The organism is Pseudomonas sp. BMS12 (assembly GCF_001592875.1).
In the GTDB taxonomy this organism is placed as follows: domain Bacteria; phylum Pseudomonadota; class Gammaproteobacteria; order Pseudomonadales; family Pseudomonadaceae; genus Aquipseudomonas.
On record NZ_LSOF01000001.1, the window covers coordinates 1,599 to 18,217 of the forward strand.

13 protein-coding genes are annotated in these 16,619 nt (G+C 61.3%); 8 read left to right on the forward strand and 5 right to left on the reverse strand.

Features of this window, described 5'->3' with window-relative positions:
- From tssI to AYB31_RS00035, 4 genes are all read left to right on the forward strand, one after another.
- On the forward strand, nucleotides 1-1,290 hold a 1,290-nt coding region (gene tssI / locus AYB31_RS00015; protein WP_153020609.1), incomplete at its 5' end, for a type VI secretion system tip protein TssI/VgrG.
- The gene (locus tag AYB31_RS00020; protein ID WP_068824507.1) at nucleotides 1,287-4,490 is read left to right on the forward strand and encodes a hypothetical protein; all 3,204 of its coding nucleotides are present in this window, start codon (nucleotides 1,287-1,289) and stop codon (nucleotides 4,488-4,490) included. The genes tssI and AYB31_RS00020, both read left to right, overlap by 4 nt.
- Nucleotides 4,487-5,710, forward strand: coding sequence for a hypothetical protein (locus AYB31_RS21920; protein WP_236715483.1), 1,224 nt, complete (start codon nucleotides 4,487-4,489; stop codon nucleotides 5,708-5,710). Before AYB31_RS00020 ends, AYB31_RS21920 begins: the two co-directional genes overlap by 4 nt.
- 114 nt (nucleotides 5,711-5,824) lie before the next feature.
- A complete protein-coding gene (locus AYB31_RS00035) occupies nucleotides 5,825-6,955 on the forward strand; it encodes a hypothetical protein (RefSeq protein ID WP_068824511.1) in 1,131 nt (376 codons plus the stop codon).
- Nucleotides 6,956-7,028: 73 nt separating this feature from the next.
- On the opposite strand, the gene AYB31_RS00040 is transcribed toward AYB31_RS00035, so the two are convergent.
- Complete coding sequence (locus tag AYB31_RS00040) at nucleotides 7,029-8,258, reverse strand: MFS transporter (protein ID WP_068824513.1); 1,230 nt, start codon at nucleotides 8,256-8,258, stop codon at nucleotides 7,029-7,031.
- Between the two features lie 218 nt (nucleotides 8,259-8,476).
- On the opposite strand from AYB31_RS00040, the gene AYB31_RS00045 reads away from it, so the two are divergent.
- From AYB31_RS00045 to AYB31_RS00060, 4 genes are all read left to right on the forward strand, one after another.
- Entirely contained in the window at nucleotides 8,477-10,267 is a 1,791-nt protein-coding gene (locus AYB31_RS00045; RefSeq protein ID WP_068824515.1) for an SLC13 family permease, read from the forward strand.
- 65 nt (nucleotides 10,268-10,332) lie between these two features.
- Complete coding sequence (gene trxC, locus AYB31_RS00050) at nucleotides 10,333-10,767, forward strand: thioredoxin TrxC (RefSeq protein ID WP_068824517.1); 435 nt, start codon at nucleotides 10,333-10,335, stop codon at nucleotides 10,765-10,767.
- A gap of 182 nt (nucleotides 10,768-10,949) precedes the next feature.
- On the forward strand, nucleotides 10,950-11,393 hold the full coding sequence (locus AYB31_RS00055; RefSeq protein WP_068824519.1) for a YiiD C-terminal domain-containing protein: 444 nt from the start codon (nucleotides 10,950-10,952) through the stop codon (nucleotides 11,391-11,393).
- Between the two features lie 111 nt (nucleotides 11,394-11,504).
- Entirely contained in the window at nucleotides 11,505-12,299 is a 795-nt protein-coding gene (locus tag AYB31_RS00060) for a universal stress protein (protein ID WP_068824521.1), read from the forward strand.
- 57 nt (nucleotides 12,300-12,356) lie between these two features.
- Here AYB31_RS00060 and AYB31_RS00065 read toward each other — a convergent pair whose 3' ends face one another.
- From AYB31_RS00065 to AYB31_RS00080, 4 genes are all read right to left on the reverse strand, one after another.
- Complete coding sequence (locus AYB31_RS00065; RefSeq protein WP_068824523.1) at nucleotides 12,357-13,124, reverse strand: ParA family protein; 768 nt, start codon at nucleotides 13,122-13,124, stop codon at nucleotides 12,357-12,359.
- A 107-nt stretch (nucleotides 13,125-13,231) separates the two neighbouring features.
- Nucleotides 13,232-14,302, reverse strand: coding sequence for a uroporphyrinogen decarboxylase (gene hemE, locus AYB31_RS00070; protein ID WP_068824524.1), 1,071 nt, complete (start codon nucleotides 14,300-14,302; stop codon nucleotides 13,232-13,234).
- Nucleotides 14,303-14,513: 211 nt separating this feature from the next.
- Entirely contained in the window at nucleotides 14,514-14,954 is a 441-nt protein-coding gene (gene cynS, locus AYB31_RS00075) for a cyanase (RefSeq protein WP_068824525.1), read from the reverse strand.
- A gap of 228 nt (nucleotides 14,955-15,182) precedes the next feature.
- On the reverse strand, nucleotides 15,183-16,601 hold the full coding sequence (locus AYB31_RS00080; protein WP_068824526.1) for an FAD-dependent oxidoreductase: 1,419 nt from the start codon (nucleotides 16,599-16,601) through the stop codon (nucleotides 15,183-15,185).
- Between the last annotated feature and the right edge of the window lie 18 nt (nucleotides 16,602-16,619).

The following is a 16,619-nucleotide window of genomic DNA, read 5'->3' on the forward strand; positions in this document are numbered from 1 at the left end:
CATCGCAGCGACTACCAACTGGCCGAGGGCGAGAGCGACCAGCCGCTGCTGCGCACCGGTCACTTCCTCAACCTGATCGACCACCCGCGCGGCGACTGGAACCAACTGTGGCTGCTGGGCGAAATCCACCACGAGGGCAAGCAGCCGCAGGTGCTGGAAGAGTCCATCACCAGCTTCCTCGGCGGCCGCAAGGAAGCAGGCCAAGCCGACGACAGCTTCAACCAGGGCTACCGCAACCGCTTCAGCGCCACGCCGTGGGACATCCCCTACCGCCCGCCGCTGCAGCACCCCAAGCCGCGCATCCTGGGCAGCCAGAGCGCCGTGGTCACCGGCCCGCAGGGTGAAGAAATCCACTGCGACCAGTACGGTCGGGTGAAAGTCCAGTTCCACTGGGACCGCGAAGGCCAGGCCGACGACACCACCAGCTGCTGGTTGCGCGTCAGCTCCAGCTGGGCCGGCGACCGCTACGGCGGCATCGCCATCCCGCGCATCGGCATGGAAGTGCTGGTCACCTTCCTCGAAGGCGACCCCGACCAGCCCCTGGTCAGCGGCTGCCTGTACCACGCCGAGCACGTGGTGCCCTACGACCTGCCGGCGAACAAGACCAGAACCGTCTTCAAGACCCTCAGCTCACCCGGTGGCGGCGGCTACAACGAACTGCGCATCGAAGACCGCAAGGGCCAGGAGCAGATCTACATCCACGCCCAGAAGGACTGGGACGAGAACGTCGAGCACGACCAGAAGATACGCATCGGCCATGAACGCCACGACACCGTGGAGGCCAACAGCTACACCGAGCTCAAAGCCGAGGAACACCGCACCACCCACGCCGACCGCAAGACCGAAATCCGCGCCAACGACCACCTCACCGTGGCCACCACACAGCATGTGAAGCTGGGCACAGGGCAGTTCGTCGAAGCGGGTAACGAGATTCACCTGTCCAGCGGCCTCAAGGTCGTCCTTGAAGCCGGCGCCGAACTCACCTTCAAGGCCGCAGGCAGCTTCATCAAGCTGGACGCCAGCGGCGTCACCCTGGTTGGTCCGCAGATCAAGATCAACTCCGGCGGCGGGCCGGGGAGCGGGACTGGGGCGGCTCCTGCTTCTCCACTATTACCGCATCAGGCAGACACTGCACCCGTTGGCGAGAAAACCACTGCAGCACAAGCGAACCTACCGGCTCCGCTTAAGCACTCGAATGCCAAGGGGCCAATGCAATTGATCGTGGATGTCTGGGGCGACCCCGAGCAGGGCGGACAAGTTGCACTGCTCGACCCAGAGGAGGATGTATGAGTGAGTTGACGGATCAGCCTATAGAGCAAGGTGTTCGCAAACGAACGGACTACGACAATTCACGCCGTGCATCTATGGCATTGAATGTGCCACGCCAGGACGGTGGCACCTTGCGCATTCCGGTGGAGCAGCAGATGCGTAGCCACGAGGAAGAGGAGCACATCCAACAGAATACATTCCTCGCAGTAGTTCCCATGGGTCGCCTGCCTGGTTACGACAAAATCGCAGAAGCACCAAAAGGCGCCGTGCTGCGCCCCGGTCGGCTGTATGTTTTTTGCCGAGGCAAGCTATGGCGAGAGCTGGAAAGTGATGGGCATGGTCGACTGTACGAAGTGGACGTACCGCACTGGCGCAAAATAGCCCAGGCTGGCGGCATAGCAGACGAACGCCCTCCCGTAGGAGCCAAGCAATATCTGCTGCTATTGCCGATGCTGCTCCAAGGCCGCTTCGTAGGTGACCAGTATGAAATGGCCTACAGCGAACTGCCCTGGACATGGGAGTACATCAACTGGCTGGAAACCAGTAGTGGCAATGTCAAACAACGCTGCCAAAATGTAGCGCCGGCATGGGCTGCCGCAGTGGTCGGACCCGAGCAATGGAAAGCCACACAAGCCATGCCCATCATCCCACTCACGCGCCTCAGCAAAGGGCTCTGCGCACGTGAGCTACATTTTGAAACCCTTCTCGAAGACCCGCTGCTCTATACCTCTGGCCTGACGGAGCTACCGGCCAACTCGCTGGTCAACCAATTACAACAACGCCATCAGGAATTGGCCGCCAAGACTCAGGGGCCAGCGCCAGAGCCATTACCACCACCGCCTGAGAACAATGATCTACTGAGCGAATATCAGCTGCGCGGCTATCCACGCCTGGTCGGCATCATGCTGGACGACCCGATCTTCGCGCTGCGGCACGCCGTCGCACAGGCCAAGCTGTGCACGGAGTTGCTGCAAATACTCAACGCCCTCGTCCCACATCAGCCGTTTGGGCGCTATGCCGAAGTGCTGTATCAGGAAATGCTGACCCCAGCGGGCTCACTCAAGGAATTCTCTGAACACGTCGACTTGGCAGCACTCAAGAAAGCCACTCTCCATGATGAGCGTGAGCTCGCTCGTGACCAGCTTTGTCGCCAGCAGGAGCGACTACTCCACCTAGTTCAACGTCTGGCGCCAGCCTGGCAGGACTACATCCACAGCAAGGATGAACGGCTACTTGAGCCTTATGCGCAACTGGTAGAGCTACTGGAAGTGCTGACATGTTCACCCAAAAGTAGTGATCCCCGCTGTGTCGAGCCGGGTGATACATCCCTCGCCCGGGATGTTGAAAGACTGAGCAAAAAACTGGTGCAGGCCACCCACGACTTGACCCATAACCTGCTGCCCCAAGCCGATAAGCTTCCACGGGCACTGGAGCGCTTGGAGCAACGTATCGCCAGCGGCCAGACGATACGTCCCGAGCGCCTCGGGCTCAGCTCCCTGAGCATTCTCAATCGCGCTTACATCCTTCAAAACATGGCAGCAGCAACTGACGAAGTGCTCAACCATGTAGCAACAGCCACTATGCTGGCGATCAAGCGCATCTCAGAGAGCCCAAACGTCACTCAGGTAGAGCTACATCGCAGCTTCCTGCCGACCTTCTCGACCCTCAAGCGCCTGCATAGCCAGGCCAAGGGCCTGGATATGCTCCCCCAAGGAAAAGCGCTGATGGAGCATAAGGTCGTATTAGGCGTACACGGTGGAGGTGTCAGCTTTGGTATCACTACCGCAGAGCGCCTCACGCTGACCCGGGAAAACTACTACTACGCCAACCTGAGCAAACGCGGCAGCACTATAGCCAGCAGTAGCGCCAAGGTCGCTGAGCGTCTGGGCTTCGCCAGCAAGGATATGGGCAAGATCATGGTCGTGGTGGCTGAAGCCAATGATCCGCTGGTCGAGGATTTCAGGCAGTGGCGCAGCGTTGCACCGCGACTGGATACGGCCAAAGCTCTGGCCAATAGCAAGGCGATCCCCGTAGTAGCGACGGTATGTGCGGCGTTTAGTCTTTATGCGAACACGGTTGGGACGAAAGAACTAATTAATAGTGAAGAATGGAGATTTCGAGTAGGAGCAGGTGGAGCACTCGTTGACCTTGGTTTAGCCGCCAATAATCTTGCGCTGAAACTATTAACGGATGTAAAGCGAGGAGCTCACCCTTGGCATGTCTTCTGGGAGCGTGGACGATTTAACACCTCGGGTTTCTGGGCCGAAAACCTGATGAAACGCACGGGCAACAGTTGGCTTAATTTATCGCGCATCGGCTGCTCTGCCGCCATGGCAGTTACTGCTGCACTATTCGCTTGGGACGCTTACCGTGCTTTTCGTGACGGCGATAACGAAGTTGCCATCGCCAATATAGTGGCAGCCAGCGGCGCGGGAGTATGGGCGCTCTATACCATCGGCATTATCGCCAGCCCCTGGTTGCTCGGTGTGGGCGTGGCTCTGTTGCTGGGCGGTGTAGCCGGTACGGTAATGATGGCTGCAAGTCCGCTGGAACAGGCGATCAAGCACGGACCATTCGGCAGCAAACAACGCCTGACGCAGATGAACGACCCACTCCAGGCCTACCAGCAACTGCTGGGCATCATGGGGGCTCCCGCCATCCGCATCGAACGTCTGGAGCAATGGCTGACTCAAGCCAGCACGGAAGATCGCCGACGCCTGCAAATGAGCCAGCAAGAACAGCGAATCGCGCTGTCATCGGCAGACTGGGTGGTGGAAATTGCCAGCCCACTGCTTGGTCAGTTCCGTAATGGTCGGGACTTCAATCTGATCGCTTGGGAGCGCCTACGTACTTGCAGCCACTCATCAGGCTGGAATTACCAGCGTCCGGCCAAAATCGACAAGGAAAAACTCGGTGCGGTTGCACTAAAAAGCAATCGTCTGCTGTTCGTGTTGCCCGCCATATATCAGGTGGTCGCTCCACGCGATCCACGCCGTAATCTACAAACCATTCAATACAGCCTGAAGGTCTGTGCGCAATTCCACCTGGGGGAAGCCATCTGCTATGCCAACGACCCCTTCCCCGGCTATAACCGCATCACCTTGCCGCAACCCACCCCACGTCAATGGAAGCCCTATAACGCAGACACGCCTGCCGATCTGGAAACCCTTGATGAAGCAGCTTACTGGCTGATAAGCAAACGAGACTTCGCCGACCAATGAACGCGCCCGCCCCATCGGATCGCTACGCCCGATCCGCCTACCGCAGCAAGGCCATCCCAGCCCAACCGCCACACAAATGGCAACAGGACGTCAACCGCAGCGGCCCCACTCGCACACCACTACGCTGGGGGCACTATGCCCATCTGGAGCCCTGGCAGGATATCGATGCGCAACTTCAACCCGACATGCGTAACTTCCTCGATGGCAGGGGAGAGAATGATCTTTACATCAACCATAAACGCTGGAGGTTCGAGAACTCCAGCAAATGGACGATGCTCATTCCGTACTTAAAGTGGTGGTCAATCTTATTTGCTCCGTGGTTTTTTTGGATGCTCACCGTTCCAACGCCCAGCTTCAGCAATGACTCGTTAAAACTTATATCCGAAATAACATTGGTTTTTCTTTCTATATGCATGATAGGCGTGAGCAGCTGGTTCATGTGGCGAGACACACCAAACACTAGGGCTTATCTTGCCCAAGTAGGAGTCGGCTTTTCTATCGCACTTACTGCATCAATACTTACTTTTAAAACGTCCCAGCATGGCGCAGATTTGTTTTTAGCCTGCGCTGCCATGGCCTTCAGTGTTTTTATGGGGCTGATCGGTTGGGATTACCTGCAGGATCTCTATTTACGCGTCTTCGCCCATGATGGCAGCGACTTCAATCGTCAGACCGGCATGCTCACCATCGGCCGTTTCCTGCGCAAACCCTTTTCGGCACCTTTCTACGAGTTCGATGCCACCCTGGAATTTCGCCCGGGACCACACGGCAACAGCAGTTTCGCCATCTGGCTGCATCACCGCTACAGCGATGTAGAGGTCTCTCTTGGCGGCAAGCTTCAGTCGCTCGGCATGAGTCTCGAAGAATCTCTGACTTTCTGGGACACCCTGCAGCGTTACATGGACGTGACCGAGCCACTGCCTGACCTGCCACTGCTCGAGCAGTTTCGCCACCTGGATCCGCTCACCGCCGCGCATGATCAGCAGCATAGCCGCCCACCCCGCCGCTGGCGCGACATGCCCTATCGCGTTTGGGAACGTCGCGGTAGAGCCGAAACAATGAAGCGCAATCACGCCTACCAATGGCAGAAGCAGCCCTGCATTCTACAGGCGAAGATTGATCCCAGCCTGAGTATCGAGACTTACTATCGTAGCCAAGAGGCCAACGGTATAGAGGCAACGCCCAAAGCCAACGATTTCGATAACATTCATCGAGGTTAATACAGGCGAAGAACAACAAGGAAAATACCGCGGTTACTTTCCGCTGAATCGTGGTCTTTCCCCTATTTACTCGCTGGTTGTGTATCGACCCTCTCCTGCTTCCGGAAACCACCGATGCCGACCAGTAACGACCCGCAAGCCCATACCGCCCACCTGCAACAGCCCCATAAAGCCGGGGATATCGAAACCTTCCCCGGCGGCCAGGTCAGCTACCTGGCACCGCTGCCCCTACCGACCGGCCACCCAGCACAGGACTATGGCCATGCGGTGGGTGAGGTCAACGACACTTATCTGGATTTCGGGGTGGGGCTGCCGCATATATTTGGCTGGCAAGTCACCCTCGGGTTTCCATTTAGCTTCTTTCTAGTGGTGGCCTTTTTGCTACCTGTATTGGGTGCTCTCTTAGTCTTGCTCGTGGGGGGGATGGATGCTGCAAGCGAAGCACTTATAGGCCTCTTTAAAGAGAGCAGCAAAATAGCGATCTACTCATCAATAGCTTTTCTCGCATTGGCACTACTCATCTGGTTCAAGCGCTACAACACGCGTCACGAAATCATCCCCACCCGTTTCAACCGCCAACGCTGCGAAATCTGCGTAGTGCCCGAAGGGCACAGCGAACCTATTTTCGTGCCTTGGGAAACTCACTCCGCCTGGGTAATCCAAGCCCAAGGCGCGACTCAGTACGGTGTTCAGCGCCAGTACGCCATGGGGGTGGGCTTTCATCATGCCGCAAGCGGCAAGGACTTCTGTCTGGAATTCCCCTGCTCCGGCCTGCCCCTCGCCATCAGCAACTGGGAGGCGGTGCGCGCCTACATGGAATACGAGGTGCACAGCCTCAAGGAAATTCAGGACCCGCTTGATCTGCAAGGCCCAGGCGACCCTCCCCATGAGGGCCTGCATACCTTCCGCAATGCCCGTGTCCGTATCCATCGTCGCTACCGGGCCGGCGAGGTCGGCGGCTTTCGCCTGTTCGCCTGGTACCTGTACCACCTGATGACCCTGTGGACGCTACCGGCGCGCCTTACCGAGTGGGAAATCGGCGCGATCAAGCGTATGCACCGCCAGGACCTGCCGCCAGCCATGCAGCAATGGTCTCAACCGCTGCCGCCTGAGCAATGGGCCAAGCCCAGCGCCGAGCTGCAGCGCCTGAGTGAGCAAGTGCGGCAATTGCGCAAACGCAACCCGCAACGCCCGATTATCGAGATATTCGCCGAGGTCCAGGGAGCAGCGGCCAAAAGCGCATAGCACCTTCCTGCTGCCGGAAACCACCGATACCCTCCGCAGGATCGAACCCAACAGAGCGACAAGCAGTGCCCCTTTATTTAGCCCAGAAATAGCGCAGCACCAGCACTAGTACTGAAGCCCCCAGAGCTGCAGCGAGAATAAACAGCGCCTCATACCCCACCACCTTGGCCAATACCCCACTACAAGCTCCCACTACGCCCGCCAGCAACACCTGCGCGCTGGCCTGCAGGGTAAAGTCGGCGCCTTCGTGCTCGGGGCGGCACATGCGCATCATCACGGCAAACAGGGCGACGGTGGACATGCCATCCGCGGCCTGTTCGAACAGAGCAACCGCGTAGACCAGCAGGACGTCCCCGCCCCTGCCCACCAGCAAGGCCATGCCGGCGATACCCAGCGCCTGCAGCGCACCGAAGATCAGCAATGAGCGCAGCGCACCCAGCCGCGCATAGAGCAGCCCCCCGAGTAAGGCGCCGCCGATGCCGACCAGACTGCTGATCAGGGTCAGCTGGCCCAGCTCGGCGGTCGTCCAGCCTTGATCGACCAGCATCGGTTTGATCATCGGCGAGCCAAGCGCATCGCCGAGCTTGAAGGTCAGCACCACGGCTAGCCAGGCGAGCATGCCGGGCTGGGCCAGCAGCCCCTTGTAATGGCGCCAGAGCAGGCCGGGGCCGGCGGGTTCGGCCTGCTCGACGTGCTGTGGCAGCAGACGCTTTTCCGGAAAGAGCAGAATTGGCAAGGTCAGCGCCACCAACGCGAGAGCTAGCAGGCCAATCGACAGGTTCCAGCCCAGCCCTCCGATCGCCAGCAGCAGGCCGCTACCGCTGGCCAGCATGCCGACCTTGTAACCCCCCACCTGCAGGCTGTTGCCCAGGCCACGCCAACGCTCGGGCAACAGGCGCACGGCCAAACCATCGGTGGCCACGTCCTGACTGGCAGCAGCCAGGTTGATGACCAGCAGGGTGCCGACCAGCAGCCAGAAACTGCTGGTGAACAGATGCTGCGGCGCGAGCATGGCCAGGCCGCCCAGACAGAGGATCACCACAGCCTGCAGCGGCAGAATCCAGCCGCGGTGATGTCCCAGCCGGCGCGAGCCGATGCGATCGATCCAGGGGGCCCAAAGCACCTTGAGCAACCAAGGCAGCGCCAGCAGCTTGAGCAGGCCGATCAAACCCAGGTCGACACCGTGCTGACGCAGCAGTACCGGCAGCGAGTGGGCGACCAGGCCGGAAGGTAGCCCCTGGGCACAATACAGGGAGGCGAGCAGCACCAGGGTGGTATTGGCGGGGCGATCAGAGGCGTTCATGAGAGCGTTCCGAGAGAGGTGGCCAAGGGTAGCGAAAACGAAGTTCCACTCGCCACACGGCCGCCATAGAGGCTGAAAATAACCTGCAAAAATAGAATATAAACCTCTAAAAACATTCTTAGACTATCTAAGCAGCAGGCCTTATCTTCTCGCCCCTGAGCGGCCGCCGTAGGCGCCCCCGATACCTCTCCAGAGATTCGCACGCGTTAAGGATGCCCATGTCCTGGGATTCATTGCCCCTGTTCTTCGTCGCCGCCCTGCTGCTCTGGGTGCTCTACGCCTTCGTGCGCGAGAAGTGGAGCCCGGACGTGGTGGCCGCGATCGCCGTGGCGGCATTGCTGGTGAGCCAGCTGCTGACCCCAGGCGAAGTGCTCAGCGTACTGAGCAACTCGGCGCCGGTAACCATCGCCTGCATGTTCGTGCTCTCCGCCGCGCTGGAGCGTACCGGCTGCATCGACGCCCTGGGCAACTGGCTGGGCGATCTGGTCGGTACCAGTCCGATTCGCGTGCTCACCGGCCTGACCGTCACGGCGCTGGTGATCTCCGCCTTCCTCAACAACACCCCGGTGGTGGCCATCCTTACCCCGGTAGCAATATCCCTGGCCCGCCGTGCCGGCACCCTGCCCTCCAAGCTGTTGATCCCGCTGTCCTACGCCACGATCCTAGGCGGCACCCTGACCATGATCGGCACTTCGACCAACATTCTGGTCGATGGTGTGGCGCGCAAGGCCGGCCTGCAGCCTTTCGGCATGTTCGAAATCACCGGCGCCGGACTGATCCTGGCTGCCGCCGGCATGCTCTACCTGTTGACCCTCGGCCGCCACCTGCTGCCCGAGCGCGAGACCCTGTCCAAGCAGCTGCGCCCGGACCTGGGCCGCACCTTCATGAGCGAGCTGCTGGTGCCCCACGACTCGCCGATGATCGGCAAGAGCCTGAGCGAGGCCAACCTCAACGGTGGCAGCGGCATGCAGGTGCTGAAGATTTTCCGCGACCAGCTGGAATTCACCGAACCCAGCCACGACACCGTGCTGATGGCCGGCGATCAGCTGGTGATCCATGGCCAGGTAAAGGATGTGGTCGAGTTACGCGGTAGCGGCCACCTCAGTTTCAGCCGCAGCGAGGCCTTCGAGACCATCAGCAACCATGACGTGGTGCTAGCCGAGGCCATCGTCGGGCGCAATTCGCGCTACAGCAACCGGCCGATGCGTGACCTCGACCTCACCGCGCGCTACGGCATCGCCGTGCTGGCCGTACACCGCCAGGACGAGAACGTGCAGGGCAACCTGGACGAGTTCCAGCTGCAGTTCGGCGATGTGATGCTGGTCGAAGGCACCCCCTCGCAGATCAAGCGCTTCGCCGACAACGGCGAACTGATCAGCCTCAATACCGTGCAGGAGCGCTCGTTCCGCCGCGACAAGGCGCCGATTGCGGTCATCGCCACCCTGGCCGTGATGCTGTTGGCCGCGTTCGGCGTGATGCCCATCGAGGGCCTGGCCATCATCGGTGCCGTCAGCGTGCTGGCCACCCGCTGCCTGGACGTCGAGGATGCCTACAAGGCGGTGGACTGGAAGATCCTCAGCCTGATCTTCGGCATGCTGGCGATCAGTATCGCGATGGACAAGGTCGGCCTGGTCAAATTGCTGGTGGAGAACGTCATGGGCTTGCTGCCCTGGGCGGGCCCGCTGCTGATGCTGTCGTTCATCTACCTGTTCACCTCGATCCTCACCGAGATGCTCTCGAACAACGCGGTGGCGGTGCTGGTCACCCCCATCGCCATCGGCCTGGCCCAGCACCTGGGCGTCGACCCGCGCCCCTTTGTGGTTGCCGTGATGTTCGCCGCCAGTGCCAGCTTCGCCACGCCCATCGGCTACCAGACCAACACTTTCGTCTACAACGCCGGCGGCTACCGCTTCACCGACTTCATGAAGGTCGGCGCACCGCTGAACCTGATTCTGTGGGGCGTTGCGACCCTGGTGATCCCGCTGTTCTGGCCGCTGACCCCGGTTTGAGCGCCGTGCTTGATATAAGTGGCCAGCGGCTCCATCTACTCAACCTGATCTGATGGAGCCCGCACATGCCCGATCCCTTGCTGATTCCCTGCCCGCACTGCAACAGCCTCAATCGTATCCCCGCCGAGCGCCTGGCTGACTCACCACACTGCGGTCGTTGCAAGGGCGAGGTACTGCCCAGCACGCCTTTCGAGCTGACTCAGGCCAGCTTCGACGCCCAGAACAGAGGCGACCTGCCCCTGTTGATCGATGTATGGGCCAGCTGGTGCGGCCCGTGCCGCAGCTTTGCGCCGATCTACGAGCAGGCCGCCAAGCAACTACAAGGGCACTGCCGCCTGAGCAAGCTGGATAGTGAAGCCAACCCGCAGTTGGCCGCGGAAATGGGCATTCGCTCGATCCCCAGCCTGATCCTGCTCAGAGGTGGCGTCGAAGTCGCCCGTCAGAGCGGCGCTCTGCCGCTACCGCAGTTATTCAACTGGCTGCGCAGTCAGGGCATCTGAAGGTCGTTCTGCCGAACGAGCACTCGTGATTGCTCCGGTGCACGCTGCGCAAAGCGCTTGGATGGCACCCTAATGCTCTGCGCGGGTACTGAGCGTAACTGTCAGTGGCCGCGAGCGCTGCGGTCATTGTTCGCAACGAATGAACGGCTAGGCTCGGGGCATTCCCGCACCAGGAGCATCATATGCCGCTACCCCCAGAGATGGCCCGCCTGTTTACCGAGGAGAAGATCGACTTCGTCAAACGCAGCGGACTCAAGGCCGAAGTGCTCGAGCCTGGCCGCGTGTGTTTGCACATGCCGCTGGCCGGCAACCAGAACCATATCGGCAGCATGTACGCCGGCGCCCTGTTCACCCTCGCCGAGATTCCCGGCGGCGCGCTGTTCCTCACCAGCTTCGACAGTCAGCGCTTCTATCCACTGATCAAGGAGATGAACCTGCGCTTCCGCCGCCCTGCCGCCAGCGACATTCGCATCGAGGCCAGCCTGTCCGGCGAGGAGATCACCCGCATCCAGGACGAAGCCGAGCGACTGGGCAAATCCGATTACCGCCTCGACCTGCAACTCCTCGACACTGCTGGCGAAGTGGTGGCCGAATCGTGTGCTTTGTATCAATTGCGCAAACACTGACGTGCGGGACTTGCCGTGAATCAAATGCAGGTCTATTTAGAAAGACCATACTAAAAACCCGCCAGAGGTTTCACAGCGTCGCGCCAAGCACGCGCCGCAGAGGGGAGAGCGATGACAGGACACATCCTTATTGCCCATGATCTGCGCGACACCGCAGACTTGGCGCTACGCCGAGCGGCACAGCTGGCACGCCAGCACGATGCCAAACTGACGCTGCTGCATGTCTTCGACCCACGCCTGGATCAGGCCGAGCGCGAGCGCATCGAGCAGAGCCTGGATCGCAGCCTTACCCAGTTCGCCCCCAAGGGCAGCCAGCTGCGCCTGACCCAGGGCAAGCCGGCCGACGCGGTACTGGAGCAGGTGCAGCAATGCGGTGCCGACCTGCTGGTACTCGGCGCCCACCATCAGCGCCACGAGTTCTTCTCCGGCACCACCCTCGACCGCATCGCCCGGCGTTGCCCGGTGCCACTGCTGCTGGTCGCCCGTGACGAGGCCACGCCCTACCGCAGCGCGGTGGCGGCTATCGACTTCTCCCTGTGCGCCTGCACCGCCCTGCACGAAGCCTGCCTGCTGCTGCCGAGCGAGGCCGGCATCCATGCCCTGCACGTGTTCGAGCCGCAGAAGAACAGCGCCATCGCCGAAGCCGAACTGCTCACCCAGCGCGCCCTGGTCGACCAGTTGCTGCACGACGAGGCCCTGCGTCTGCCGGCAAGCGCGCCCAAGCTGAGCCACGAGGTCAAGGTCGGCGGCATCCTGCGTTCGCTGCAGGAATACATCGGCACGCGTCAGCCACAGCTGCTGGTACTCGGCAGCCATGGCCGCAGTGCAATTTCCCAGGCGCTGCTCGGCAGCCTGGCCCAGCATTACCTGCACAAGGCACCCTGCGACGTATATGTAGTGCGCTAAATACGACAGATGTGAAAAAGGCGCCCTCGGGCGCCTTTTTTCTTTCTCGCGAACGAATCAAGACTCCAGCAGTTTGTGCAGCTCGACGAACTGCTGGGTCAGCTTGTGGCTGCGATCCAGATGGATCAGCGGCATACAGGCCTGGTGCGACTCGCGCATCTTCACCGAGCTCATCAGATTCACCGGCAGCACTGGTAGACCCTCGGCAAGCAACTCGTCGAGCAATTGCTGCGGCAGAGTGGCGCGTGGCTGGAACTGGTTGACGACGATGCCCTCCACCTCCAGATCCTCGTTGTGGTCGCCCTTGAGCTCCTCGATCTCGGCCAGCAGGCCATACAGGGCATTGCGCGAGAAGCTGTCGCAATCGAAGGGGATCAGCACGCGATCAGCGGCAATAAGCGCAGACACCGTATAGAAGTTCAGCGCCGGCGGGGTATCCATGTAGATCCTGTCGTAATCCTCGGACAGCTCTTCCAGCAGTTTGCGCAGCTTGTTGATCTTGTGCTTCTGCTCCAGCTTCGGCTGCAGCTCGGCCAGCTCGGCGGTGGCCGTGACCACATGCAGGTTGTCGAAGGGCGTCTCGTAGATATCCACACCGCCCTTCTTGGCAAACGGCCCGGAAGACAGGGTGCCCTTGAAGAACTCGGCGATGCCCATGGGAATCTCGTCACCGGTCAGGCCAGTGAGGTAGTGAGTCGAGTTGGCCTGGGCATCCAGATCCACCAACAGGGTCCGGTACCCCTCCGCAGCACTCACCGCCGCCAGATTGCAGGCAATGCTGGACTTGCCGACCCCACCCTTCTGATTGAACACCACTCGCCGCATGACGCACCTCCCTGATCGCAGATGGACGGATTCTATGCAAAGCCCGTGACAAGGGCGACGTTTAAGTCGCCCACAAATAAAAGGGCCGCATTAGCGGCCCTTTTGCATTACTGCGCGTGATACTGCGCAGACAGCTCGTGCACCGCCTCGAAGAAGGCGCGGGCATGCTCCGGGTCGACTTCCGGGGTGATGCCATGGCCCAGGTTGAACACCTGACCGCTACCCTGGCCGTAGGCAGCGAGGATACGCGCCACTTCCGCACGGATTGCCGCCGGCTTGGCGTACAGCACGCTCGGGTCCATGTTGCCCTGCAGGGCCACCTTGCTGCCGACACGGGCACGGGCGCTGCCGATGTCGCAGGTCCAGTCCAGCCCCAGGGCCTCGGCGCCGGTCTCGGCCAGGGATTCCAGCCACAGGCCGCCACCCTTGGTGAACAGGATCACCGGTACACGGCGACCGTCGTGCTCGCGGATCAGGCCGTCGACGATCTTCTGCATGTAAGCCAGGGAGAATTCCTGGTAGGCCGCGGCGGACAGGGCGCCGCCCCAGGAGTCGAAGATCTGCACGGCCTGGGCGCCGGCCTTGATCTGGCCGTTGAGGTAGGCGGTCACCGACTGCGCCAGCTTGTCGAGCAGGGCGTGCATGGCCTGCGGGTTGTCGTAGAGCATGGCCTTGGACTTGCGGAAGTCCTTCGACGAACCGCCCTCGACCATATAGGTGGCCAGGGTCCAGGGGCTGCCGGAGAAGCCGATCAGCGGCACGCGGCCGTTCAGCTCCCGGCGAATGGTGCGCACGGCATCCATCACGTAGCCCAGGTCCTGCTCCGGGTCCGGAATCGGCAGGGCCTCGATATCAGCCATGCTCGACACCACTTTCTTGAAACGCGGGCCTTCGCCGGTCTCGAAGTACAGACCCTGGCCCATGGCGTCGGGGATGGTGAGGATGTCGGAGAACAGGATCGCCGCGTCCAGCTGCGGGTAGCGATCCAGCGGCTGGATGGTCACTTCGCAGGCCAGCTCGGGGTTCCTCATCAGGTTGACGAAGTTGCCGGCCTTGGCGCGGGTGGCGCGGTATTCCGGGAGGTAACGACCGGCCTGGCGCATCATCCACACCGGGGTGACGTCGACGGGCTGCTTGAGCAGAGCGCGGAGAAAACGGTCGTTCTTCAGGACGGACATTGGCAGGGTTCCTGGAAATGCAGCAGGGAAACTTCACGGCGGGGATGGTGCGGGAGTCGGCCGCTGGCGTCCCCCTCCCCCGGGCGGGCTCCTGAATCACAGGCGCACCGCGCGCGTGGCGCAAAAAGTGCGCGCATTTTCGCAGACCAGAAAACAAAAGGCACGGCGAGCGCCGTGCCTTTCGTCTTTCGCGACCTTATGCCGCGCTTATTCACCAGGCCTTGTAGGGCAGGAACTTGCCATTGAGCACGATCTGCACGCGATCGCCCTTGGGGTCGGCAACCCGCGAGATGTCCATGCTGAAGTCGATGGCGCTCATGATGCCGTCGCCGAACTCCTCGTGAATCAGCTCCTTGATGGTGTGGCCATAGACATTGATCATTTCGTAGAAGCGGTACACCAGCGGGTCGGTCGGTACCGCCTTGTCCCAGTGCTTATGCGGGAATGCCTGCAAGGCCAGGGCGACCTCAGCGGGCAGACCCAGCATGTTGCACACGGCCTCGGCCTTGTCGGCCGGCATGCTGTTCATGCCCAGGCAGGCCGAGGTGGTCCACACCGGCGACATCTCGATACCGCGGGCCAGGTCGGCCCAGCTGAGGTCGAGACGCTGGCGGGCCTCGATGATGGCCGCGCTCATCTGCTGCTTGTCCATGGAATACTCCTTCACGACGGTGTTTGGCATCGCCGGGCGGCGAGCCGGATAGGTTGGTGAGGAAGCGAAGCAGGAGTCGTACCAGGCCCACGGCGGCCATGCGCCGCGCATGCGCAAACACCCCGGTACCGCCGCTGGGCGGTACCGGGGTGTTTGCGGGGAAAGCAGATGGACCCGCGCGGCTAGCGGTGGTAGCCGCGCGAACGCCCCAGAATGGGGCGTCGAGGATCAGACGCCGAGGTAGTCGAGAATGCCTTCGGCGGCGTTGCGGCCTTCGAAGATCGCCGTCACCACCAGGTCGGAACCACGCACCATGTCGCCACCCGCGAAGATCTTCGGGTTGCTGGTCTGGTGCTTGAACTGGTTCTTCTCCGGAGCCACTACGCGGCCCTGGCTGTCGGTCTGGATGCTGAACTGCTCGAACCACGGCGCCGGGCTGGGACGGAAACCGAAGGCGATCAGCACGGCTTCCGCCGGGATGATCTCCTCGGAGCCCGGGATCGGCTCGGGACTGCGGCGGCCACGGGCATCCGGCTCGCCGAGACGGGTCTCGACCACCTTCACGCCTTCCACCTTGTCCTCGCCGACGATGGCGATGGGCTGGCGGTTGAAGAGGAACTTCACGCCCTCTTCCTTGGCGTTCTTCACTTCCTTGCGCGAGCCCGGCATGTTCTCTTCGTCACGACGGTAGGCGCAGGTCACGCTCTTGGCACCCTGACGGATGGAGGTACGGTTGCAGTCCATGGCGGTGTCGCCACCACCAAGTACCACCACGCGCTTGCCCTTCATGTCGATGAAGTCTTCCGCGCTCTTCTCGAAGCCGAGGTTGCGATTGACGTTGGCGATCAGGAAGTCGAGCGCATCGGTCACGCCCGGTAGGTCTTCGCCCGGGAAACCGCCCTTCATGTAGGTGTAGGTGCCCATGCCCATGAACACGGCATCGTACTCGGCGAGCAGGTCATCCATGCTCACATCCTTGCCGATCTCGGTGTTCAGACGGAACTCGATACCCATGCCGGTGAAGACTTCGCGACGACGGCTGAGCACGCTCTTTTCCAGCTTGAACTCGGGGATACCGAAGGTCAGCAGGCCACCGATTTCCGGGTTCTTGTCGAACACCACCGGGGTCACACCGTTGCGCACCAGTACGTCGGCACAGCCGAGACCAGCCGGGCCGGCACCGATAACCGCAACACGCTTGCCGGTTGGCACAACGCGCGACATGTCCGGACGCCAGCCCATGGCGAAGGCGGTGTCGGTGATGTACTTCTCCACCGAGCCGATGGTCACCGCGCCGAAGCCGTCGTTAAGGGTGCAGGCACCCTCGCACAGACGATCCTGCGGGCACACGCGGCCGCAGACTTCCGGCAGGGTGTTGGTCTGGTGGCTCAGCTCGGCGGCCGCCAGGATGTTGCCTTCCGAGACCAGCTTGAGCCAGTTCGGAATGAAGTTGTGCACGGGGCACTTCCACTCGCAGTACGGGTTGCCGCAGCCCAGGCAACGGTGTGCCTGGTCGGCGGCCTGGGCCGGCTTGAAGGCCTCGTAGATCTCCACGAATTCCTTCTTGCGCTGGCGCAGGAGCTTCTTCTTCGGATCCTTGCGCCCGACCTCGATGAACTGGAAGTCGTTGTTCAGACGTTCAGTCATTTCAAAACCTCATCAAAC